This is a genomic window from Aeromonas enteropelogenes (assembly GCF_000819845.1).
GTDB lineage: Bacteria > Pseudomonadota > Gammaproteobacteria > Enterobacterales > Aeromonadaceae > Aeromonas > Aeromonas enteropelogenes.
In genome coordinates this window covers 85,335-106,387 of sequence record NZ_CDCG01000026.1, presented here as the reverse complement: position 1 = coordinate 106,387, position 21,053 = coordinate 85,335, and the positions used below count along the sequence as shown (strand labels likewise).

The following is a 21,053-nucleotide window of genomic DNA, read 5'->3' as shown; positions in this document are numbered from 1 at the left end:
TATGGATATCACAGAGTTATTGGCTTTCAGTGTAAAGCATAAAGCCTCGGATCTACACCTGTCGGCCGGGGTTCCCCCGATGATCAGGGTTGACGGGGAGGTTCGCAAGATCAATTTGCCCGCCCTGGAGCACAGGGAAGTTCACGCCCTCATCTACGACATCATGAACGACCACCAGCGCAAGGAGCTGGAGGAAAATTTCGAGGTCGACTTCTCGTTCGAGGTGCCCAATCTGGCGCGTTTCCGGGTCAACGCCTTCCAGCAGGCGCGTGGATCCGGCGCCGTGTTTCGTACCATCCCCAGTACGGTACTGAGCCTGGAAGATCTCGATGCCCCCGAGATATTTCGCAAGATTGCCGAATTCCCACGGGGTCTGGTGCTGGTGACGGGCCCGACCGGCTCGGGCAAATCCACCACTCTGGCGGCCATGGTCAACTACATCAACGAGAACTTCCATCACCACATCCTCACCATCGAGGATCCCATCGAATTCGTGCACGAGAACAAGCGCTGTCTGGTCAACCAGCGGGAAGTGCACCGCGATACCAAGAGTTTCAGCGCCGCCCTGCGTTCGGCCCTGCGTGAAGACCCGGACATCATTCTGGTGGGCGAGATGCGGGACCTCGAGACCATCCGACTCGCCATGACCGCGGCCGAAACCGGTCACTTGGTGTTCGGCACCCTGCACACCTCGTCGGCGGCCAAGACCATAGACCGTATCATCGACGTCTTCCCCGGCGCGGAGAAGGACATGGTGCGCTCCATGCTGTCCGAATCCCTGCGGGCTGTCATCTCCCAGACCTTGCTCAAGCGGATCGGCGGCGGCCGGGTTGCGGCCCACGAGATCATGATGGGCATTCCGGCGGTGCGAAACCTCATTCGGGAAGACAAGATCGCCCAGCTCTACTCGGTGATCCAGACCGGGATGACCCACGGTATGCAGACCATGGATCAGAGCCTCAAACAGCTGGTCAGCCGGGGTGTGGTGGCGTCCCTCGATGCCAAGGCCAAGGCCGTCGACCCCAACAGCGTATAACAACAACGAATCCAGGGAAGGAGACATCATGAATCTGGATCAGATGCTGGCCGAACTGGTCAGCCGCAAGGGCTCGGATCTGTTTGTGACGGTGGGCTCGCCTCCCACCCTCAAGGTCAATGGTCACCTGGTGGCGCTGGGCAACGAGCCCCTCGACAAGAAGGAGGCGCTGACCCTGGTCAGGGAGACCCTCAGCTCGGACCATTTTGAACGCTACATCCGCACCAAGGAGGCCAACTACGCCATCCATCGTGAGGAGCTGGGCCGTTTTCGGGTCAGCGCCTTCTGGCAGCAGGAATTGCCTGGCATGGTGCTGCGCCGCATCGAGACTCGCATTCCCACCTTCGATGATCTGAGCCTGCCTCCCATATTGCAGGACGTGGCGATGGCCAAGCGGGGGCTGGTGCTGTTCGTCGGGGCCACGGGGGCGGGCAAGTCCACCACCCAGGCGGCCATGATTGGCTATCGCAACCAGCATGCGGATGGGCACATACTGACGGTGGAAGATCCGGTGGAGTTCGTGCACCAGCACGGCCGCAGCCTGGTGACCCAGCGCGAGGTGGGGATAGACACCGAATCGTTCGACGTGGCGCTGAAGAGCTCTCTGCGCCAGGCGCCAGATGTGATCCTGATCGGCGAAATCCGCAGCCAGGAGACCATGGAGTTTGCCCTGCAGTTTGCCGAGACTGGCCACCTCTGTCTGGCAACCCTGCACGCCAACAATGCCAACCAGGCGCTGGATCGCATCCTGCATCTGGTTCCCCAGGAGAAACATCGCCAGTTCCTGTTCGATCTCTCGTTCAACCTGCGTGGCATCGTTGCCCAGCAACTGGTGCCCAGCATCGACGGGCGGCGACGTTTTGCCGCCTTCGAGATCCTGCTCAACACCCCGCTCATCACCGACATCATCCGCAAGGGAGAGATGCACCGGCTCAAGGAAGTGATGACCAAATCCTCAGAGCTTGGCATGCAGACCTTCGATCAGGCGCTGTTTGCCCTGTTCTGTGCCGGCCAGATTGGCTACAGTGAGGCCCTCGCTCATGCCGACTCGGCCAATGACCTGCGACTGCTGATCAAGCTTTCGGGTCATGAACAGCTGGGATCCGGCATGCTGGACAATGTGACGCTAGACGAATAACGGGACCGCCCGGGGCGGGCGGTTCCTCGCCATAGAGGATCCTTATGCTGATTGTGGTATCTCCGGCCAAGACGCTGGATTACGAGTCACCCCTGGTGACGTCCCGTTTCACCCAACCCGAACTGCTGGATCACTCCGCCGAGCTGATTGCCCGGGCCCGCCAGCTGAGCCCGGATCAGATCGCCAGCCTGATGAAGATCAGCGACAAGCTGGCTGGTCTGAATGCCGCCCGTTTCGCCGAGTGGCAGCCGGCGTTTACCCCGGACAATGCCCGTCAGGCCCTGCTGGCCTTCAAGGGTGATGTCTACACCGGGCTTGCGGTGGAAGATTTCAGTGACGAGGATTTCGAGTTTGCCCAGCAACATCTGCGCATGCTGTCCGGCCTTTACGGTGTGCTGCGCCCGCTCGATCTGATGATGGCCTACCGGCTGGAGATGGGGATTCGCCTCGATAATCCGCGCGGCAAGGATCTCTACCAGTTCTGGGGCGACATCATCACCGAACACCTGAACAAGGCGCTGGCAGCCCAAGGGGATGAGGTACTGGTGAACCTGGCTTCCGACGAGTATTTCAAATCCGTGCGTCCCAAGGCCCTGAAGGGGCGGATTGTTACTCCGGTATTCAAGGACGAGAAAAACGGTCAGTTCAAGATCATCAGTTTCTACGCCAAAAAGGCGCGGGGCATGATGGCTCGCCACATCATCAAAAACAAACTGACCAGTGTGGAACAGCTGACCGGTTTCAACGCCGATGGCTACTACTTCGTGCCGGAAGAGTCAGATGCCGCCACCCTGATGTTTAAACGTGCAGAAAATTAATTACAAAAAGAGGGAACCAATCTTCCTAGTGATGGGTCTGATTATATGAATCCTCTGTTGTAAGCACTTTTTATTCGCCGACGTTTGATACGTCGGCTTTTTTATTGTCTATCAATTGCTTTCGGTGAACCCATGTGGTTCAGATAGACTCAAGAAAGGGTGTTGTCGTCACAAGCTGGAGGTGGATGATGGAACAGAAAAATGCCATTCGGCAGGTGGCCGTCCCTTGGGCGCCCTCCCGCCAGCTACCACCCGGCCTGGTTGTCGCCGAGCTGCATCAGGATCTCTGGAGCGACTCCCTGACCATCATGCTGGGACGGGCTCGCAGCATAGATCTGCCGCCCCAGTTGCTGTGCCGGGTTCACTTTCGCCATATCTACGCCCTGCGGGTGATGGAGGATTGCGATCTGGCGGAGGGGAAGGATAGTCATGCCATCGAGGAGCAGATCCAGATCATCACACCGTCCCGTTTTGCCAGCTGGTTTCATCAGGAATCCGATGGCTTGCATTTGGACGAGGACTTGCAGCACTACCGCATTTCGACCTGGGACTACTGCGCCGATGTGCTGACCTCCTCGGCGCCCGAGCTCTCTTTTCTTGCCCAGAGCGAATGATGGAAGTGTGCTACTAGAGGCGAAGGAGATCCTTCGCCTCATTTTTTGTGTCGACTGACCACAGTAGTGGGGGGCTTGGCACAAAAAAAGCGCCTCAAAGGAGGCGCGGGGGAAAAAGACAGATTGGAAGCGTCACATGGGTGCTACTTGAATCGGCGATGAGCCATGCCAATCAAGTATGGGTTCATATTGCCAGGGGCTATCTGAAGTAGTGCTGAGATGATTCTTCATCCTCTGTTCATATTCTCGGCAACTATTTCCGGCCGCCGTGCCAGTTGCCAGCCAATGCTTTCGGGTATCCTGCCAGCCTGTTTCCATCTTCAGCCCGAGTCTCCATCAGCGCGGTTTTGTCAGGGGAGCAACTCGAATGTTCCCGCCGTCTGTTCCAAAGCCAGTAACCAGCGTTTGATCGGGATGCCGCCGGCATAGCCGGTCAGATCGCCGCTGCGTCCGATCACCCGGTGGCATGGGACTATGATGCTGAGGGGATTACGGCCATTGGCGGCGCCGACCGCCCGTACCGCCCTGGGATTGCCGATGGCGGTGGCGATATCGAGGTAACTGACGGTGTCGCCGTAGGGTATGTCGCACAGTGCCTGCCACACCGCTTGCTGAAACGGTGTCCCCCTGGCCGCGAGCGGTAGATCGAACTGCCGCAGGCGACCTGCAAAGTAGGCGGCAAACTGCTCTTTGTAGGGGGCGAGTGCGGTATCGTCCCGTTGCCACTCTGGCTGTGGCATGACGGGGCGTTCGCCCTGGATGAACTCCACATGGCGCAGGCCATCATCGTCGATGGCGATGAGCAGGGGGCCGCGGGCGCTTTCGCAAAAACTGTATCTCATCTTCTTTCGCTCTCGCTGTGAAGGGGGGCATCACTCCAGTACCGGCTTGCCACGGGCAGACTTGATCTCCCCTTTGCGTTTCTTGGCATCGACCCGCTTGCGCTGGGAGCTGCGGGTCGGCTTGGTGGCATGGCGAGTCTTGGGGCGCCAGGCTGCTTTTTTCAGCAGTTCCACCAGGCGGTGCATCGCCTCCTTGCGGTTCATGTCCTGGCTGCGATGGGTCTCGACCCGGATCAGGATGAAGCCATCGTGGATCCGGCTGTCGCTCAGTTTGTCGAGCCCCTCTATGTAGAGGGGCGGCAGGCTCGGTGAGTGGCGGTAATCGAAGCGCAGCCAGACGGCGGAGTCGGTCTTGTTGACGTGTTGTCCGCCGGCTCCCTGGGCCCGCATGGTCTGGAATTGCAGCTCATGCCAGGGGAGGGTGACGCTATTGGAAATCACTAACATGCTGTGGTGCTCTTGTTTGGTGCAGGCGTGCAGGTCGCTGCACCTTGGTGCCTCATTATGGGGCGCGCAGATCGGTTACGGGGGCGGCTCAGGTCAAGGGGACTGCAATTAGACGCTATCTACATGAGATAACACAGTAAAAATTATTGGCACAAGAATTGATTGCTGGTTCATGACACACCATGGATTGGGAGCAACCAGATGAAGCTGATTACTGCGATTATCAAACCATTCAAGTTGGACGATGTCCGTGAGGCGATTGCCAACCTGGGGGTGGAAGGGTTGACCGTGTCCGAGGTCAAGGGATTTGGCCGTCAGAAGGGACACACAGAATTATACCGGGGAGCCGAATATCAGGTCGACTTCCTGCCCAAGGTCAAGCTGGAGATCGCGACCGCCGACGACAACGTGGAAGGGGTGATCGAAGCCATCTGCAAGGCGGCTTATACCGGCAAGATCGGTGACGGCAAAATTTTTGTCTACGACCTGCTGCAAGCTGTACGCATCCGGACCGGCGAAGGGGATGAAGAGGCGCTGTAATACTCCGCAGGATGGTAAAGGCTGGCCCCTGACCATCAGCGGATGACGTATGGCTTCGTCATGAGGCCGCGCCGACCGCCTGTCTCGCTATCAACAATAAGGCCGGATGGCATGCCATCCGGCCTTATTGTCATGCCCGCTATTCGGTGAGAGGTCTCACGCTCAGCACGGGGGCCGCATCTATTTCATCGGCATTCATCATCGACGAGATGCGCTGCAGGGAGGAGAGCAGCAGAGTCTGCTCCCAGGGCTCCAGTGCCTGAAAACGCTGGATGAAGCACTCCTGCAGCGGTCTGGGGGCCTGGTTCAGCAGGGCCCGACCGGCGTCGGTCAGAGTGGCATGTACCTTGCGCTTGTCAGTTTCGCTGCGAATGCGTTGCACCAGCTGGCGGCTTTCCAGTCGATCCATGATGGTGGTGGCCGTCGCCTGGCTCATGTTGGTGTGATTGGCCAGTTGGCGCATGGAGATCTGGCCAAGTTCGTCAATCCCTTTGAGCAGCAGCAGTTGTGGTGACGTGAGACCCGCCTCCTTGATCAAGCGCTTGGAGTGCATGTCGATGGCACGAATGATCTGGCGCAGCGCTATCAGCACTTCATCATGTTTTTCCATGGGGAACCGGGTCGTCAGGAGGATTTAAGGGGGCAAATTCTGCTCTTGCCAGAGGAAAACGTCAATATGGTTACGACTCTAATGGTTTATGTTCAAAGTATTTTTGTGTTAGTTTAGCCCCCTCTTTGCAGAATTAGCGCTGACATTTGAGGAGTGAAGATGACCAATGAACTGGATATCAAGACCCTGGTAAGCGGGTTGAAAGTGGTGCGTGTACGCTATGAACTGCCGGATACATCGGCTTTTGTACGCTACCAGCCCGCCTACGACGAAGACCCCAACAATCTGAAGGTCCATCACTATGATGGTGAGCTTCCCCTCTCTTGTAGTGAGACAGGTACTTTCAACCTAAAGGAGTTGGTCAACGAGTTGCGCTATGCCTATGTGCTGGTTCATCTCTTCCCCGACGAGAGTGCCATGAACTTCTACCTGACTGGCCTGGATACCGGTCTGGCGCAGCTGGAGTTCATCGGCGGCTCCTATGACTTCAACCGTCTCTGGATCACCAGTGGTATCTCCAACCTCGGCGTGCCCATGGCCATCTTCCTTGGCAAGCGTCATGCAGTGAATGGCCAACCGTCGGTCTCCCTGGTGGATCATCGTGAACAGGCGGCCGGCAAGCTGGTCTATCGCGCCATCGGCGGCGCCGGCGAGCACGTTGGCGAAGACTTTTTCAACCACGACTAAGGAGGCTGGATGCGAGCAAGCAAAGGGCTGTTGAAAGGCCTCAATCCCACCATGGCCATGACGGCGCTCACCGTCATCACCCTGTTTCTGTTGTTCGGGGTCTTTGTTCCCGATACGGCCGCAGCCTGGTTTACCGGCGCCAAGGACCAGATCATTGCCGGGTTCAAGTGGTACTACATTCTGGTGGTCGCCCTGTTCCTGTTCTTCGCTGTCTATCTGATGTTCAGCCGTTTTGGCAACATCCGGCTGGGTGACGACGACCAGGTACCGGAGTTCGGCTACTTTGCCTGGTTTTCCATGCTGTTCAGTGCAGGCATGGGGATTGGACTGGTGTTCTGGAGCATCGCCGAGCCCATGTATCACCTGCAGGACAACCCCTTCATCACCGAGGGAATGACTCCCGAGGCGGCTCAGGTCGCCATGCGCCTCACCTTCTTCCACTGGGGCCTGCACCCCTGGGCCATCTATGTGATCGTCGGTCTGTCGCTGGCCTTCTTCAGCTACCGCCGCAAGTTGCCGCTGGCGATCCGTTCCGTGCTCTATCCCATTCTCGGTGATCGCATCTACGGTTTCTGGGGCCATGCCGCCGACGTGCTGGCGGTATTCGGCACAGTGTTCGGGGTGGCGACTTCCCTTGGTCTTGGCGTCTCCCAGATGAATACCGGCCTCAACCAGATGTTCGGGATGGAAATCTCTCAGGCCAATCAGCTGTGGCTGATCGGCGGCATCAGCCTGGTGGCCACCCTGTCGGCCGTCTCCGGTGTGGGGCGCGGGGTCAAGTTGCTCTCCGAGCTCAACATCTGGCTGAGTGTTTTCATTCTCGGCCTCTTCCTGGTGCTGGGCCCGACCACCTATATTCTCAACGCCTATGTGCAGAATATCGGTGACTACCTGCAGAACATCATTCAGCTGAGCTTCTGGACCAACACCGAAGCCAATGGCACCTCGGCCTGGCAGTCGAGCTGGACCGCCTTCTACTGGGGGTGGTGGATCGCCTGGGCACCGTTTGTCGGCATGTTCATCGCCCGCATCTCCAAGGGCCGAACCATTCGCGAGTTCGTACTCGGTGTCTTGCTGGTGCCCTCCCTGCTCGGCATGCTGTGGCTCACCGTGTTTGGTGGCACCGCCATGAATCTGGAGCTGTTTGGCGATGGTGGCGTGCTGGCGGCCGTCAATCAGGACGTGACCCTGGCGCTCTACAAGACGGTAGATCTATTGCACTGGGAGACCTTCGGCTGGATTGCCAAGGGGGTGCTGACCTTGCTGATCTGCACCTACTTCATCACCTCCAGTGACTCGGGCACCCTGGTCATCACAACTCTGCTCTCCATCGGGGATCAGGATCCTCCCGTGATGCACCGCGCCATCTGGGGGTTGGGCGAGGGCTTGGTAGCCGCCATCCTGCTGGTTTCGGGCGGGTTGGCTGCCCTGCAGGCGGCCAGCATCATAGCCGCGCTGCCGTTCTCGGTGATCATGCTGGCCATGTGCTATTCGCTGATGCTGGGGCTCAAGCAGGAGAGTCAGCGCCAGTTCGAGTATCGCCAAAACCTCAAGCGCCACGATGGCTCAACCCATATGAGCCTGCTGGACCGGATTGGCCCTGCCTGACGGGCGGACATGACAAAGGGGGCTCAGGCCCCCTTTGCATCGACAGCGGCCGTACCGACGATGTTTTCCCTGTGGGAAATTACCGTCGGTACGGCCGCTTTTTATTGGGTGGTTGTGGCCGGAAGCCTTACTCCTCGATAAAGGTCCACTCATCCTTGACCCGGCTGATGGCGTCGGTACGCCGCTTGGCCAGCTGGGCTCTGATCTCCTCTCCCTTGAAGCCTGCCGCAACAATCTCTTTCACCGGCACGGCTTGCGCGGCGGCCAGCGCCTCGGCCACATAATCCGGCTCGGCATAGACCCGCTCCTCGAAGCCGGTGCGACCGTGAAAATCGGCGCGGCAGGCATCGAGCAACTGGGCGAAACGTTCCGGTCTGCGCCAGGCGTCGGCCTTGTCGAACACCTTGAGCAGGGTGGCGGGTTTGAGTTCAAACGCGATATGGATGTGGGTGTGCAGATCGCTCACCAGCAGCGCCAGATCCCGGCACTCGTTGGGGACCCGAAAGCGCTGGCAGAAGTCGCGGATGAGGGGTAGCCCCTTCTGGCCATGGCCGTGATGGCTCGGCCAGAACTCCTTGGGCGTCAGCCCCTTGCCAAAGTCGTGGCAGAGGGCGGCGAAGCGCACTGTCAGTTCGGGGGAGAGGCGACAGGCCTGTGCCAGCACCATCATGGTGTGGATGCCGGTGTCGATCTCCGGGTGCCACTTGGCGGGGGCGGGCACCCCGAACAGGGCGTCAAGCTCGGGGAACAGCGCCTTGAGGGCGCCGCACTCGCGCAATACCTCGAAAAACACCTGCGGTGTCGGGCCCAGCAACACCTTCTCCAGCTCCTTCCAGACCCGCTCCGGGGTGAGATGAGCCAGCTCGCCTGCGGCCGTCATCTCGCTCATCAGGGCCAGGGTCTCGGGGGCAATCACGAATCCCTGGGCGTGGAAGCGGGCGGCAAATCGGGCCACCCGCAGGATGCGCAGGGGATCTTCGGCAAAGGCGGGGGAGACGTGGCGCAGCAGCCGATTTTCCAGATCCCGGATACCGCCGTAGGGATCGTGGAGCTGGCCCTCTTCATCTTCGGCGATGGCATTGATGGTGAGATCCCGGCGCAGCAGATCCTGCTCCAGGGTCACGTCGGGGGCCGCATGGCAGACGAAGCCGGTGTAGCCCTGGCCCTGCTTGCGCTCGGTCCGGGCCAGAGCGTACTCCTGCTGGGTCTTGGGGTGGAGAAACACGGGGAAGTCGCGACCAACCTGGGTAAAACCCAGCGCCAGCATCTGTTCCACGGTGGCGCCCACCACCAGATGATCCCTGTCGCCCTGCGCCAGTCCCAGCAGCCGATCCCGTACTGCCCCCCCAACCAGATAAGTCTGCAAACCCTGTACCTCTTCAGCAATGATGGGGCCGAGTATATCGTCTTTGCGGCGGCTTTGCTGCCGGGGGCGAGGGAGGGAAAAAATCCCTCTGCGGCGCTTTGACTTCATCTGGGGGAGGCCTTACCCTGCCGCACACATGAGCGCTCGCCATACCCTCCGTCGCCTGTTGCAGGGCATGTCGGTATATGGTGAACCGAAGGAGCCGGAGAGTTCCTTTTCATATCAGATACATGAGAACAATGTGAACCAATCAACCTTCGCTAGCCGGGTGCTGGACTGGTACCAGCTCCACGGCCGCAAGACCCTGCCCTGGCAGCAGGAGAAGACCCCCTATCGGGTCTGGGTCTCCGAAATCATGCTGCAGCAGACCCAGGTCGCCACTGTGATCCCCTATTACCAGCGCTTTATGGCGCGCTTTCCCGATGTGGTAGCGTTGGCAGATGCCCCCGTAGACGAAGTGCTGCACCACTGGACCGGTCTTGGCTACTACGCCAGGGCCCGCAATCTGCACAAGGCGGCCCGGCAGATCCGCGATCAGCATCAGGGGGTCTTCCCGGAGCAGTTTGACGAGGTGGTGGCCCTGCCGGGCATTGGTCGATCCACCGCTGGCGCCGTGCTCTCCCTCTCCCTCGGGCAGCCCCACGCCATTCTCGATGGCAACGTGAAACGGGTGCTCACCCGCTGGCTTGCCCTGCCGGGCTGGCCTGGCCAGAAACAAGTGGAAAACGAGCTGTGGGAGATAGCGACCCGCCTCACCCCGAGGTTGGGGGTGGCCCAATACAACCAGGCCATGATGGACATGGGGGCCACCATCTGTACCCGCAGCAAGCCCGCTTGCGAGCGCTGTCCGGTGCGGGATGATTGCCAGGGGCTGTCGCAGGGCAAGCCCACCGACTACCCCAACAGCAAGCCCAAGAAGAGCATTCCGGCGCGCACCGGCATCATGCTGCTGATCCGCCACGGTGATGAGTTGCTGCTGGAAAAACGTCCGCCACAGGGGATCTGGGGCGGACTTTATTGCTTCCCCCAGGTGGCATCGCTGGCCGAGGTCGACGGGGTGTTGCAGGGGCTGGGCCTCAATGGCAGCAGTTATCGGGAGCTGGAGGGTTTTCGCCACACATTCAGCCACTTCCATCTCGATATACAGCCGCTGCTGATAGAGACGGACAAGGCGCCGGCCCTGCGTCTCATGGAAGCGGATAACCGACTCTGGTATAACTTACGCCATCCTGCACAGGTGGGGCTGGCAGCCGCCACGGCCCGCCTGCTCGCCTATCCGGACTTACAACCACAGAGGTCAACATGAGCCGTACCGTATTTTGCCAACGTCTGAAGAAAGAGGCGCCGGGTCTCGATTTCCAACTCTACCCGGGCGAGCTCGGCAAGCGGATTTTCGACAACATCAGCAAGGAAGCCTGGGCCGAATGGCAGAAGAAGCAGGTGATGCTGATCAACGAGAAGAAGCTCAACATGATGAATCTCGAGCATCGCCAGTTGCTGGAGAAAGAGATGGTCAGCTACCTGTTTGACGCAGGTGAAGTCCAGATCGACGGTTATACCCCTCCCAGCCAGTGAGCTGAGAGAGCGTAAAACGGTTATACCCTCCTGGTACAAGCCAATTAAGTGACGGGCGGCCCGGCCGCCCGGTTTGAGGATCCTATGGGCCGAATTCTTTGGCTGCTGTGTGCCTTGCTGTTTCTCTCTGCCTGCTCATCCTCTCCCAAGCCCAGCGGGAGCGACGATGATGATCTGGTCAACGGCAAGGACATTCGCGGTTTTGAACACATGATCAGCGCGCTTTCCCATAACGTGAACGAGATATGGGGGCGGGAGGCGCTGTTTGCGGGCAAGTTTGACTACGTCAAATACACGGATCAGTACAAGAGCCGGGCTCACATCGACTTTTCCACCGGTCACATCATGGTGGAGACGGTCTCCGGGATTGAGCCCCGTGCCCACCTGCGCCGTGCCATCATCGAAACCCTGCTGACGCCGGACGATCCGGCGGAAGTGGATCTCTACTCGGATCGGGAGATCATGCCCGGTGGCGAGCCGTTTCTTTATGGGCAGGTGCTGGACAACCAGGGGCAACCGATCCGCTCCACTTGGCGGGCCGAGCGCTATGCCGACTATCTGCTCAACACGGCGATGAAGAAACGCACCCTGGGGATCCGCAACATCTTCTTCATCGATATCCCCATGGTGGCCAACCATGAGGATAAACGTGGCTACAAGTATGCCAGCATCATCCGGGAGGCATCCCGCAAGTACGGTGTTGCCGAGAGCCTGATCTACGCGGTGATCAAGACGGAGAGCAGCTTCAACCCCTATGCGGTGAGCCATGCCAACGCCTATGGCCTGATGCAGGTGATCCCGGCCACCGCTGGACGCGATGTCTATGTGCGGGTCAAGGGCAAGAGCGGTCAGCCGACCCGGGAAGACCTGTTCAATCCCGCCTACAACATAGACGTGGGGACGGCCTATCTGCACCTGCTGCAGACAGTCTATCTGGCGGATATCCAGGATCCCCAGTCCCGTCGCTATGCGGTGATCTCCGCCTACAACGGTGGCGCCGGTGGTGTGCTCAACACCTTCTCCAGCGATCGCAAGGCGGCGCCGGGGCGGATCAACCAGCTCTCCCCCGAGGCTGTCTATCAGGTACTGACCGAGCAGCATCCCAAGGCGGAGGCGCGCCGTTACCTCTACAAGGTCAATCAGGCCGAAAAGGGGTTCAAACGATCCTTTGCCAGGCAGGCGGGATAACCGGCAATAACGACAAAGGGCGCTTGATATCAAGCGCCCTTGTTGGTTCTGACTGGCATGGTGTTGCCATTATTTACCGATGAAGCCACCTTTGGCCTGGTGAGCCGCGCCCACCTTCTCCAATGATTCCACTTCTACCTCGGTCTTGTTCCAGCTGTGGTCCACTTCACCGCGGATGCGGATCAGATCGTCCGGACCCACTTCGACGCCACGCCATACGTCCTGATCCACTTCGACTTCTACCTCGCCGCTGGCATCGCGGAACAGGTAGTTTTCGTCGCCCAGATGTTTGACCAGCTTGCCTTCCAGAGTGGCCCAGCTGTCATCAGCCAAGTCTTTCAGTTGCGCGACGGAAACCTTGTTCTGCTCCTGGGGGCCGGTGTAGGCCGCCATGGCGAAAGAAGAGACAGACATCAGGGCCACCAGTCCGATTACGCTTGCTTTGTTCATTTTTATGCTCCTGTCGTTGGTATGGGGCCATTTTGGCGAGGCAGGCGTGAAACAAGCGTGAAAGAACGGCACTTTTTGCCGACGAATGAGAGCGCAATCGATTTAATCGCACAGCTCGGCGTGTTCAACTTCATTTGAATCTGTAATCTGTCGTCTGGTTAGTAAGGGGCTGGTTCGACGCATTCCCGACGTCGTTGCGGCTTGAGGACGAGTTGCAGGCTCTGCCTGCTCAATCAATGAGAATAACAATATGAAAAAATGGCTTGTTTGTTTATTGGGGTTACTGGCGCTGACCGCTCAGGCGGTGGAGCGCCCGAGCTTTTCCCGGATCGTGATGTTTGGTGACAGCCTCTCGGACACCGGCAAGATGTACAAGAAGATGAAGGGGTATCTCCCCTCCAGCCCTCCCTATTACGAGGGGCGTTTCAGCAATGGCCCGGTCTGGTTGGAACGGTTGCGAGACGAACACTTCCCCGGGCTTCAGCTGGCTAACGAGGCTGAAGGTGGGGCGACGGCGGTGGCCTACAACAAGCTGGGCTGGCTCAACTTCTGGGCCTGGGATCCCAAGTATCAGGTGATCAACAACCTCGACTACGAGATCGATCAGTTCCTGGCGAAGGACAGCTTGCGTCCCGACGATCTGGTGGTGATCTGGGTGGGGGCCAACGACTATCTGGCCTATGGCTGGAATCAGGAGAAAGATGCCGATCGGGTGATCGAGACCATTCGCCTGGCATCCAACCGACTGGTGCTCAACGGGGCGCAGCAGATCCTGCTGTTCAACATCCCGGATCTGGGCAGAACTCCATCCGCCAACAGCATGAAGGTAGTGGATCAGGTGCGCCACGTAGCCAGCTATCACAACCAGCGGCTGCTCAATCTCTCGCGCGAACTGGCCCCCCTTGGCATCGTCAAGATGTTCGAAGTGGACAAGCAGTTTGACGAGATGGTTGGTGATCCCCAGAAATTCGGGCTGAGCGACATCGAGCACGCCTGCTATGGCGGCGGGTATCTGTGGAAGCCCTTCTCCGATGCGAGCGAGGCGCCAGCCTTGAGCGTCCCAGAGCGTCTGGCAGTGGCCGGCAACCCGATCCTGGCCCAGGCTGTTGTGAGCCCGCAAGCGGCCCGCAGTGCGGCAGCCCGGAACTGCGATGAACACATGTTCTGGGATCAGGTGCACCCGACTGCGACGGTGCACAAGGCGATGGGGGAGCGGGTCGCCGCTTTCATCGAACAGCATTACGAGTTTATTCGTCGCTGATCTGCGATCTGTAAACACCGATGCGGGGCCAACATTATGTTGGCCCCGCATTTTTATGGTCCTCTTTCCTTTGCCGCTTACATGTCACAACTTTGTCTAAAAATCAGACGCTTGTGCTGTGTTTGTGAGCATTTCTGGGTTATGGTGTTTTTTGTTAATTGGTATCAAGCACTTGAAAATGGACTAACGTTAATATGCTGCGATCGCAGTCGATGTGGTCGTGCCCATAAGATGGGGTGGTATCAAACAACCCCTCCTACATAAAGTTGCAGAGGCTAAAACATGAAAAAGTCATTGATTACCTTGTTGGTTACCGGCTTGCTCGCGGCCAATGCCCAGGCAGCAGGCCAAGACAACACCTGGTATGGCGGTGCCAAGCTGGGTTGGTCCAACTTCTACGGCATTGATGAAAGCAACAATTTTACCCTTGGCGATGAAACCAACGATGCACTGGGTGCCGGTGCTTTTGCCGGTTATCAGGTCAACCAGAATCTGGGTATCGAGCTGGGTTATGACTACTTGGGCAAATACAAGTATGACGCTACCACTGCCGCCGGTACTGCCTTCGGCGATAGCGTGAAGTCCCAGTTGGCTCAGCTGACCCTGAAGCTGGGTTTCCCGGTCACCGAGAGCCTGGATCTCTACGGTCGTATCGGTGGTGGTTATGGTTGGGCTGACAGCGAACGTTTCGACAGTGACAGCCGCTTCGTCGTCGTCGGTGCCCTGGGTGCCGAGTACGCTTTCAACCGTGACTGGGCCGCACGCCTCGAATATCAATACTCAACACCTTATGGCAGCCGTGAAGACACGGGCGTGCGCATGGACAACGGCCTGCTCTCGCTGGGGGCCGTTTATCGCTTCGGTCAGGTCGCTCCCGTGGTTGCTGCACCAGCTCCCGAGCCGGCTCCCGAGCCCGTGATGGTCGAGAAGCAGTTCACCCTGAGCTCCGATGTGCTGTTTGACTTCAATAAAGCTACTCTGAAGCCGGAAGCGGGCCAGGCGCTGGACTCCCTCTATAGCCAGATTGAAGAGGCCCGACCCAAGGATGGGGTGGCGACCGTGATCGGTTACACCGACCGTATCGGCTCGGATGCCTATAACCAGAAGCTCTCCGAGCAGCGTGCCCAGAGCGTAGCCAACTACCTGGTCGGCAAGGGTATTCCCGCCTCCAAAGTCAATGTGGAAGGTCGTGGCGAGTCCTCACCGGTTACCGGGGACAGCTGCGTCAGCAAGTCCAAGCGTGAGCTGATCGTCTGCCTGGCACCGGATCGTCGTGTGGAAGTGAAGGTGGAAGGGGTGGCCGAGGTTCAGGAGTAATTTCCTGATCCTGACCCGAACTAGTGGGGCTGCGTGAGCAGCCTCATATTGAATAGCCAAAAGCCAGTCAATTCAATTGACTGGCTTTTTTGTTGATGGTGACGAGTATATGGCAAGACATCAGGACGGGAGCGGCATCACCCGGTTGCGGCCCAGATCCTTGGCCTTGTAGAGCATCTTGTCGGTGCGTTCGACCAGGCTGTCGACACCCTCCTGACCATTGTGCTCCGCCACCCCGAATGAGGCGGTGATGTGGTCGATGCGACGGCCAGATTTGCGGTCCAGTACCGACATACGCTCGATGGCGCGCCGGATGCTTTCCGCCATCTGCCTGCTGAGTGCCAGATTGCGATGGGGCACCAGCAGGGCAAACTCCTCGCCGCCGAGGCGATAGGCCGTCACCCCCTCCTTGCAGGCATCGCGCAGCCGCTTGCTGAAAGCCCGCAGCACCTGATCCCCCAGCAAGTGGCCATACTCGTCATTGAAGTTCTTGAACCTGTCGATATCGGCCAGGATCAGCGAGAAGGGGTGCTTGCTGCGAATCAATCCTTCCAGTTCGAAATCGAAGGCGCGCCGGTTGAGCAGGTTGGTGAGGGCGTCCTCGTTGGCCAGTTTTCGAGTTTCGTTGAGCGCCTCGCGCAGCTCCTTGATCTCTTTCTCGGCATTGCTGAGCTGGTTGCGAAAGTGCATGGTGGACATGCGCACATCGCGGGATTCGCGCACAAGATCCCGCAGGATCCCCATGGTGTCCTCCAGACTCAGCCCCTCGTCGTCGATCTTGCTCAGCTTGTCGAAGCTCTTGTCGAGCATCTCCTGAAACAGGCCGGTATCCGAGATGGCATCCTGCATTGAATGACCCAGCTCGTTGGCCATGGCGGCGAGGCTGAGTTTCATCGCCTCCATCTGCTGTTCATCCTGGGCGGCAAGGTGCTGGTGATAGAGGCGCTCGCAGGTGGTCAGCGAGCAGGTGCCCTGTAGCTTGATGGCCTGATCGATGGCCTGGTTGAGCTCGGGCATGCTGGCCGACACATAGTTGTACCAGAGATGATAATTGTCAGGTGTGGTGGGGATTTGGTACTTGATCATCAGGGGAACCGCCTGTTTGAGATAGGCGGCTGACTGGGCAAAGGTGTCCTTACTCATGAGTTCTGTGTCTCACATACCGGCAAACTGAGGAGAGTATGACAGAGAGAGTGGCCAAAAGGCAGCCGATGGATGCCATTCGCCCCCCCCTCCGATATAATGGCACCGTTACCACCAATCCTAAGGCCTGCTTATGTCTCAAAAAGATCCTTTCCTCGAACGCGAGGCCGAAAAATACGAGAATCCCATCGCCAGCCGAGAGCTGATTCTTGACCTCATCAAGGGCCATGAAAAGCCCATGTCCCGTGAAGAGTTGGCCAAGGTCCTCAAGCTGACCGATGAAGAGCCGTTGGAAGCCTTGCGTCGTCGCCTGCGCGCCATGGAGCGCGACGGGCAACTGGTATTCACCCGCAACCAATGTTACGCCCTGCCGGATCGTCTGAATCTGGTCAAAGGCTATGTGCTCGGCCACAAGGATGGCTTCGGTTTTCTGCGTCCGGAAGGTGGTGGCCCGGATCTGTTCCTGAATAACCGCGAGATGCAACGCCTGATGCACGGCGACTACGCCTTGGTGCAGCCGACCGAGATTGACCGCAAGGGCCGTCAGGAGGCGCGTCTGGTGCGCCTGCTCAAGGCCCGCGAGGCGGACATCGTCGGCCGTTACTTCGTCGAGAACGGTGTCGGTTTCGTGGTACCCGACGACAGCCGCATCGGCCAGGACATCATCATCCCGGAAGGAGAGAACAAGGGCGCGCGTCAGAGTCAGGTCGTGGTTGTGCGCATCAACCAGCGCGCCACCGCCCGTTTCAACGCGGTCGGCACCGTGCTGGAAGTGCTGGGTGAGAACATGGCCCCCGGCATGGAGATCGAGATTGCCCTGCGTACCCACGGCATTCCCCACACCTGGCCAGAAGAGGTGACCAAAGAGGTTGCCGGTCTGGGTGAAGAGGTGCCGGAGAAGGCCAAAGAGGGGCGCATCGACCTGCGCGCCCTGCCGCTGGTCACCATCGACGGGGAAGATGCCCGCGACTTCGATGACGCCGTCTTCTGTGAAGCCAAGCGCGGCGGCGGCTGGCGCCTGTGGGTCGCCATTGCCGACGTGTCCGCCTACGTGAAGCCGGGCACGGCCCTCGATACCGAGGCCTACCAGCGCGGCAACTCGGTCTACTTCCCCGAGTTCGTGGTGCCCATGCTGCCGGAGGTGCTCTCCAACGGCCTCTGCTCGCTCAACCCGCAGGTTGACCGCCTCTGCATGGTGTGCGAGATGACCATCTCCGCCGCCGGCCGCATGTCCGGCTACAAGTTCTACGAAGCGGTGATGAACTCCCACGCCCGCATGACCTACACCAAGGTGGCGGCGATCCTGGATGGCGATCCCAAGCTGCGCCAGCAGTACGAGCCGCTGGTGGGCCACATCGAGGAGCTCAACAACCTCTACAAGGCGCTCAAGCATGCCCGCCATCAGCGCGGTGCGGTGGAGTTCGAGAGCGAAGAGACCCGCTTCATCTTCAACGCCCAGCGCAAGATCGACCGCATCGTGCCGCTGGTACGCAACGACGCCCACAAGATCATCGAAGAGTGCATGATCCAGGCGAACGTGGCCGCCGCCCGCTACATCGAGAAGAACGAGGCCGCCGCCCTGTTCCGGGTGCATGACCGCCCGGGCGAGGAGCGCCTGACCGGCTTCCGCGACTTCCTGGCCGAGCTGGGCCTGGAGCTCAAGGGGGGCCTGGAGCCCGAGCCGAAAGACTTTGCCGAGTTGGCTGCCAAGTTCGAGGGGCGTCCGGATGCGGAACTGCTCTCCACCATGCTGCTGCGCTCCATGCGCCAGGCCATCTATCAGGCCGACAACATCGGTCACTTCGGTCTGGCCTTGAAGTCCTACGCTCACTTCACCTCGCCGATCCGTCGCTACCCCGACCTCATCCTGCACCGGGCGATCAAGTACCAGACCGCCAAGGAGCAGCAGGGCAACCTGCGCCACAAGTGGACCCCGAGCGGTGGCTATCACTACCAGCTGGACGAAGTGGATCCGATGGGCGAGCACTGCTCCATGACCGAGCGCCGGGCCGACGACGCCACCCGCGACGTGGCCGACTGGCTCAAGTGCGAGTACATGCTGGATCACGTGGGTGACGAGTTTGACGGCGTCATCGCCAGCGTCACCGGCTTTGGCTTCTTCGTGCGTCTGGCCGAGATCCACATCGACGGTCTGGTGCACGTCAGTACCCTCACCAACGACTACTACCAGTTTGACCCGCTGCACCAGCAACTGATCGGCGAGAACTTCCGCCGCCGCTACCGTCTGGGTGATAAGGTGCGGGTCAAGGTGATGGGCGTGAATCTGGACGATCGCAAGATCGACTTCGTGATGGTGGAAGAGCCACTCAAGGCAACCGGCAAGAACGCGAAAGAAATGGCGCGCAAGCAGGCCGAGATCAAGAAAGAGAAGGCCAAGAGCGCACAGCGTCACGAAAAACGTAAAGAGGGAAAGGAGCACGGTAAATCCGCCAAGGGCGGCCGTGCCAAACCCAGCAACAGACGACCGAGCAAAAAAGCTCGCGACAAGGCCAAGGGGTAAGCCCTCGGCCTATGGCTTGGGTCCGGTGACCCGGGCTGAGGCCGTAAGGGGCTGATGGCCCCGCGTTATCTTCGCCAGAGCTCGGGTTATCACTGCAAAAGCCTGCGACTCTTGAGATGAAAAAAATCCGAACCCTGTTACCGGGGTTCGGATTTTTTATGGTCAGCGAAAAGGAAGGGGCTTAGCCCTTTGGCGGAGAGCGGCCGAGCGCCGTGCCTATGGCGAGGGGCATACTCCCTGCGCGATGGTCACTTTATTGGTCGCTACGCGACGCTCAGAAAGGTGGGTGTCCCATTTTTCAAGGTATCACCTGCACATGATGATTCGTTCCTGAGTACCTTGGCGGAGATCGCATCTGCTATAGGTAAGTTGTCACCATACTCTGGCGGTTCAGTCGGTGGTGTATTAGGTGGAGTGTCTGATGTTATCTAGTAAATTTAAAACCATCATTCGATGGGCTTCCATTATAACTGTGAGTCTCGGTTACTATGTTTGGCTTGCCCTTGCTTCCTTGTCATTTGGTCATATTTCAGAGAAAGAAAGTGTTCTGCTTTCTGGGCCAATCACTTTGGAACAACACAGAGCAATAATGGGCAGTGTTATGGATGCTACCAATACAGTCTACACTGCTGCTATTTGGGGGTTTTTGGTATGTGTCAGTCTTATATTGCTAATTTTTAGCAAGGTTCGTTAAAGCTAGATGGGCGACATATTATCACCCATCTCCCCCCAGGGCATCCACATGAATGCTCGTTAATTAGCCGCCGAGGCAAATCCAGCCAATAAAACCCGCTCTAAAAATGCCGGATTCATCATGTAGCGTTTCTGTTTCATCGGAATGCTTATCTTCGTTTCTTCTACTCGTAGCATGTTGAGAACCATATGCCGTGCTCAGAAAGATGGGTGTCCCATTCTTCACCGTAAACACAAAAGCAAAATCAAACCAAAACCGCCAAGCGTTGCGAATCCGTCTTAAAGAGTTTGTTATGTTTATTTTTTGCAAGGAACTTCATCAAAAACAAATGTCCACCCAAAGGTATATGACGGCTGTAGATAAGCGACCAAAACATTACCTGTCGGTAAGAAAAGGACTCCTTGTGAGTTTTTGAATTCATCTCCAGTACACCTATGATGAGCACTAAAATCAGCATTAACAGCGACCATTTTTGCGAACTCACTTTTATGCATAGTTAACACCCCCGAGCTACCGATTAGTAGCCCAAGCCCTAAAATGAACAAAATGCCGCCAAAGACATCTTTAACTAGACTACCGAAACCACGATAGTTACTGACCAGAACTCGCCATACCCAAATGTTGGCGTATACGAAGACAAAAGCAAATGCGGCTAATGAGCAAATCAATACAACATTTTTGAAGAAATAAACAACCGTAAGAAGTGAAATACTCCAAGGAAGGTGGCTTGCTGAGACGCCAAAAATCGCATTTACTTCATTTGATGCCCATATATACGATAACGAAGAGTATATTGCCACTAGTAATCCAGCAGTAATAACAACCCATTTTTTTGATTGCAGTGAATCAAATAATGGGTTATCAGTTGCCAACATTGCAAACATACTGAACGGAACTACGAGTGTTAAGCACAATGCTCCAAAAATAACTGAGGAAGGCAATCCCCAAATAAGGCTAGTTGCTAAGAAAACATACGAACAAACCAATGCCAACATAAAATAGGCGACTTTCTTTCGAGTTCCCTGATACCATTTCATAAAATTTTCTATCACTAAACTTTCCCTATAAACATAACGCCCTGTTAAGGGGTGAGCAACGCAATACCGAAGCCACCGCACACCACCTTAATCACTAAAATCAACGCATAATAAAAATGCCACGCGTTGTGAATCCCTCTTGAACAGTTTGTTAGTTTTAA

At 57.8% G+C, this 21,053-nt stretch carries 21 protein-coding genes and 1 pseudogene; 14 read left to right on the top strand and 8 right to left on the bottom strand.

What is annotated here, in order from left to right:
• Position 1: 1 nt before the first annotated feature.
• The 4 genes from tapT (at position 2) to BN1123_RS09420 (ending at position 3,606) form a co-directional block, all read left to right on the top strand.
• Positions 2 to 1,036, top strand: coding sequence for a type IVa pilus ATPase TapT (tapT, locus tag BN1123_RS09435; protein WP_026457847.1), 1,035 nt, complete (start codon positions 2 to 4; stop codon positions 1,034 to 1,036).
• A gap of 28 nt (positions 1,037 to 1,064) precedes the next feature.
• On the top strand, positions 1,065 to 2,174 hold the full coding sequence (gene tapU, locus BN1123_RS09430; protein ID WP_042026652.1) for a type IVa pilus ATPase TapU: 1,110 nt from the start codon (positions 1,065 to 1,067) through the stop codon (positions 2,172 to 2,174).
• Positions 2,175 to 2,218: 44 nt separating this feature from the next.
• Entirely contained in the window at positions 2,219 to 2,992 is a 774-nt protein-coding gene (gene yaaA, locus BN1123_RS09425; protein WP_042026651.1) for a peroxide stress protein YaaA, read from the top strand.
• Between the two features lie 188 nt (positions 2,993 to 3,180).
• Positions 3,181 to 3,606 (top strand): hypothetical protein, encoded by a 426-nt coding sequence (locus tag BN1123_RS09420; RefSeq protein ID WP_042026650.1) that lies wholly within the window; start codon positions 3,181 to 3,183, stop codon positions 3,604 to 3,606.
• A 350-nt stretch (positions 3,607 to 3,956) separates the two neighbouring features.
• On the opposite strand, the gene BN1123_RS09415 is transcribed toward BN1123_RS09420, so the two are convergent.
• Positions 3,957 to 4,448 (bottom strand): methylated-DNA--[protein]-cysteine S-methyltransferase, encoded by a 492-nt coding sequence (locus BN1123_RS09415; protein WP_042026649.1) that lies wholly within the window; start codon positions 4,446 to 4,448, stop codon positions 3,957 to 3,959.
• Positions 4,449 to 4,478: 30 nt separating this feature from the next.
• Positions 4,479 to 4,895, bottom strand: coding sequence for an alternative ribosome rescue aminoacyl-tRNA hydrolase ArfB (arfB, locus tag BN1123_RS09410; protein ID WP_026456194.1), 417 nt, complete (start codon positions 4,893 to 4,895; stop codon positions 4,479 to 4,481).
• A gap of 201 nt (positions 4,896 to 5,096) precedes the next feature.
• Between arfB and glnK the strand changes: the two genes are divergently transcribed.
• Entirely contained in the window at positions 5,097 to 5,435 is a 339-nt protein-coding gene (gene glnK, locus BN1123_RS09405) for a P-II family nitrogen regulator (RefSeq protein ID WP_026456195.1), read from the top strand.
• A 139-nt stretch (positions 5,436 to 5,574) separates the two neighbouring features.
• Here glnK and BN1123_RS09400 read toward each other — a convergent pair whose 3' ends face one another.
• Positions 5,575 to 6,045, bottom strand: a complete 471-nt coding sequence (locus tag BN1123_RS09400) for a MarR family winged helix-turn-helix transcriptional regulator (RefSeq protein WP_026456196.1) — start codon at positions 6,043 to 6,045, stop codon at positions 5,575 to 5,577.
• Between the two features lie 159 nt (positions 6,046 to 6,204).
• Here BN1123_RS09400 and BN1123_RS09395 point away from each other — a divergent pair, with 159 nt between their 5' ends.
• Together BN1123_RS09395 and BN1123_RS09390 are read left to right on the top strand one after the other, a co-directional pair.
• Positions 6,205 to 6,732, top strand: coding sequence for a hypothetical protein (locus BN1123_RS09395; protein ID WP_042026648.1), 528 nt, complete (start codon positions 6,205 to 6,207; stop codon positions 6,730 to 6,732).
• 9 nt (positions 6,733 to 6,741) lie between these two features.
• The gene (locus BN1123_RS09390; protein ID WP_042026647.1) at positions 6,742 to 8,340 is read left to right on the top strand and encodes a BCCT family transporter; all 1,599 of its coding nucleotides are present in this window, start codon (positions 6,742 to 6,744) and stop codon (positions 8,338 to 8,340) included.
• A gap of 127 nt (positions 8,341 to 8,467) precedes the next feature.
• On the opposite strand, the gene BN1123_RS09385 is transcribed toward BN1123_RS09390, so the two are convergent.
• Complete coding sequence (locus BN1123_RS09385) at positions 8,468 to 9,706, bottom strand: multifunctional CCA addition/repair protein (RefSeq protein ID WP_042026756.1); 1,239 nt, start codon at positions 9,704 to 9,706, stop codon at positions 8,468 to 8,470.
• 241 nt (positions 9,707 to 9,947) lie between these two features.
• Between BN1123_RS09385 and mutY the strand changes: the two genes are divergently transcribed.
• The 3 genes from mutY to mltC all read left to right on the top strand — a co-directional run bounded on the left by mutY (position 9,948) and on the right by mltC (position 12,469).
• Positions 9,948 to 11,012, top strand: a complete 1,065-nt coding sequence (gene mutY, locus BN1123_RS09380; protein ID WP_026456200.1) for an A/G-specific adenine glycosylase — start codon at positions 9,948 to 9,950, stop codon at positions 11,010 to 11,012.
• On the top strand, positions 11,009 to 11,281 hold the full coding sequence (locus BN1123_RS09375) for an oxidative damage protection protein (RefSeq protein WP_042026645.1): 273 nt from the start codon (positions 11,009 to 11,011) through the stop codon (positions 11,279 to 11,281). Before mutY ends, BN1123_RS09375 begins: the two co-directional genes overlap by 4 nt.
• Before the next feature lie 84 nt (positions 11,282 to 11,365).
• Positions 11,366 to 12,469: a membrane-bound lytic murein transglycosylase MltC gene (mltC, locus tag BN1123_RS09370; protein ID WP_026456201.1), complete on the top strand. Its 1,104-nt coding sequence runs from the start codon at positions 11,366 to 11,368 to the stop codon at positions 12,467 to 12,469.
• A gap of 69 nt (positions 12,470 to 12,538) precedes the next feature.
• Here mltC and BN1123_RS09365 read toward each other — a convergent pair whose 3' ends face one another.
• Entirely contained in the window at positions 12,539 to 12,919 is a 381-nt protein-coding gene (locus tag BN1123_RS09365; protein ID WP_042026643.1) for a YgiW/YdeI family stress tolerance OB fold protein, read from the bottom strand.
• A 250-nt stretch (positions 12,920 to 13,169) separates the two neighbouring features.
• Here BN1123_RS09365 and BN1123_RS09360 point away from each other — a divergent pair, with 250 nt between their 5' ends.
• Both BN1123_RS09360 and ompA read left to right on the top strand, forming a co-directional pair.
• Positions 13,170 to 14,180: an SGNH/GDSL hydrolase family protein gene (locus tag BN1123_RS09360; RefSeq protein ID WP_026456202.1), complete on the top strand. Its 1,011-nt coding sequence runs from the start codon at positions 13,170 to 13,172 to the stop codon at positions 14,178 to 14,180.
• A gap of 282 nt (positions 14,181 to 14,462) precedes the next feature.
• Positions 14,463 to 15,497: a porin OmpA gene (gene ompA, locus BN1123_RS09355; RefSeq protein WP_042026642.1), complete on the top strand. Its 1,035-nt coding sequence runs from the start codon at positions 14,463 to 14,465 to the stop codon at positions 15,495 to 15,497.
• A gap of 120 nt (positions 15,498 to 15,617) precedes the next feature.
• Here the strand turns inward: ompA and BN1123_RS09350 are convergent, their stop codons facing one another.
• Positions 15,618 to 16,640 (bottom strand): GGDEF domain-containing protein, encoded by a 1,023-nt coding sequence (locus BN1123_RS09350; protein WP_042026641.1) that lies wholly within the window; start codon positions 16,638 to 16,640, stop codon positions 15,618 to 15,620.
• A gap of 133 nt (positions 16,641 to 16,773) precedes the next feature.
• Between BN1123_RS09350 and rnr the strand changes: the two genes are divergently transcribed.
• Positions 16,774 to 19,161 carry a ribonuclease R gene (gene rnr, locus BN1123_RS09345; RefSeq protein WP_042026639.1) on the top strand — a complete coding sequence of 796 codons (2,388 nt, stop codon included), beginning with the start codon at positions 16,774 to 16,776 and terminating at the stop codon, positions 19,159 to 19,161.
• Between the two features lie 421 nt (positions 19,162 to 19,582).
• Positions 19,583 to 19,855: a hypothetical protein gene (locus BN1123_RS20895; protein ID WP_082037517.1), complete on the top strand. Its 273-nt coding sequence runs from the start codon at positions 19,583 to 19,585 to the stop codon at positions 19,853 to 19,855.
• A 59-nt stretch (positions 19,856 to 19,914) separates the two neighbouring features.
• Here the strand turns inward: BN1123_RS20895 and BN1123_RS21825 are convergent.
• Both BN1123_RS21825 and BN1123_RS21340 read right to left on the bottom strand, forming a co-directional pair.
• Positions 19,915 to 20,049: pseudogene (locus tag BN1123_RS21825) on the bottom strand (ISAs1 family transposase); the annotation flags it as partial.
• Between the two features lie 102 nt (positions 20,050 to 20,151).
• Positions 20,152 to 20,892, bottom strand: coding sequence for a hypothetical protein (locus BN1123_RS21340; protein ID WP_156130482.1), 741 nt, complete (start codon positions 20,890 to 20,892; stop codon positions 20,152 to 20,154).
• Positions 20,893 to 21,053: the final 161 nt, after the last annotated feature.

What these genes read in the sequence shown, in the direction of transcription:
- tapT (WP_026457847.1), top strand. Translation starts at nt 2, where the DNA reads ATGGATATCACAGAGTTATTGGCTTTCAGTGTAAAGCATAAAGCCTCG.
- tapU (WP_042026652.1), top strand. Translation starts at nt 1,065, where the DNA reads ATGAATCTGGATCAGATGCTGGCCGAACTGGTCAGCCGCAAGGGCTCG.
- yaaA (WP_042026651.1), top strand. Translation starts at nt 2,219, where the DNA reads ATGCTGATTGTGGTATCTCCGGCCAAGACGCTGGATTACGAGTCACCC.
- BN1123_RS09420 (WP_042026650.1), top strand. Translation starts at nt 3,181, where the DNA reads ATGGAACAGAAAAATGCCATTCGGCAGGTGGCCGTCCCTTGGGCGCCC.
- BN1123_RS09415 (WP_042026649.1), bottom strand. Translation starts at nt 4,448, where the DNA reads ATGAGATACAGTTTTTGCGAAAGCGCCCGCGGCCCCCTGCTCATCGCC.
- arfB (WP_026456194.1), bottom strand. Translation starts at nt 4,895, where the DNA reads ATGTTAGTGATTTCCAATAGCGTCACCCTCCCCTGGCATGAGCTGCAA.
- glnK (WP_026456195.1), top strand. Translation starts at nt 5,097, where the DNA reads ATGAAGCTGATTACTGCGATTATCAAACCATTCAAGTTGGACGATGTC.
- BN1123_RS09400 (WP_026456196.1), bottom strand. Translation starts at nt 6,045, where the DNA reads ATGGAAAAACATGATGAAGTGCTGATAGCGCTGCGCCAGATCATTCGT.
- BN1123_RS09395 (WP_042026648.1), top strand. Translation starts at nt 6,205, where the DNA reads ATGACCAATGAACTGGATATCAAGACCCTGGTAAGCGGGTTGAAAGTG.
- BN1123_RS09390 (WP_042026647.1), top strand. Translation starts at nt 6,742, where the DNA reads ATGCGAGCAAGCAAAGGGCTGTTGAAAGGCCTCAATCCCACCATGGCC.
- BN1123_RS09375 (WP_042026645.1), top strand. Translation starts at nt 11,009, where the DNA reads ATGAGCCGTACCGTATTTTGCCAACGTCTGAAGAAAGAGGCGCCGGGT.
- mltC (WP_026456201.1), top strand. Translation starts at nt 11,366, where the DNA reads ATGGGCCGAATTCTTTGGCTGCTGTGTGCCTTGCTGTTTCTCTCTGCC.
- BN1123_RS09365 (WP_042026643.1), bottom strand. Translation starts at nt 12,919, where the DNA reads ATGAACAAAGCAAGCGTAATCGGACTGGTGGCCCTGATGTCTGTCTCT.
- BN1123_RS09360 (WP_026456202.1), top strand. Translation starts at nt 13,170, where the DNA reads ATGAAAAAATGGCTTGTTTGTTTATTGGGGTTACTGGCGCTGACCGCT.
- ompA (WP_042026642.1), top strand. Translation starts at nt 14,463, where the DNA reads ATGAAAAAGTCATTGATTACCTTGTTGGTTACCGGCTTGCTCGCGGCC.
- BN1123_RS09350 (WP_042026641.1), bottom strand. Translation starts at nt 16,640, where the DNA reads ATGAGTAAGGACACCTTTGCCCAGTCAGCCGCCTATCTCAAACAGGCG.
- rnr (WP_042026639.1), top strand. Translation starts at nt 16,774, where the DNA reads ATGTCTCAAAAAGATCCTTTCCTCGAACGCGAGGCCGAAAAATACGAG.
- BN1123_RS20895 (WP_082037517.1), top strand. Translation starts at nt 19,583, where the DNA reads ATGTTATCTAGTAAATTTAAAACCATCATTCGATGGGCTTCCATTATA.
- BN1123_RS21340 (WP_156130482.1), bottom strand. Translation starts at nt 20,892, where the DNA reads ATGAAATGGTATCAGGGAACTCGAAAGAAAGTCGCCTATTTTATGTTG.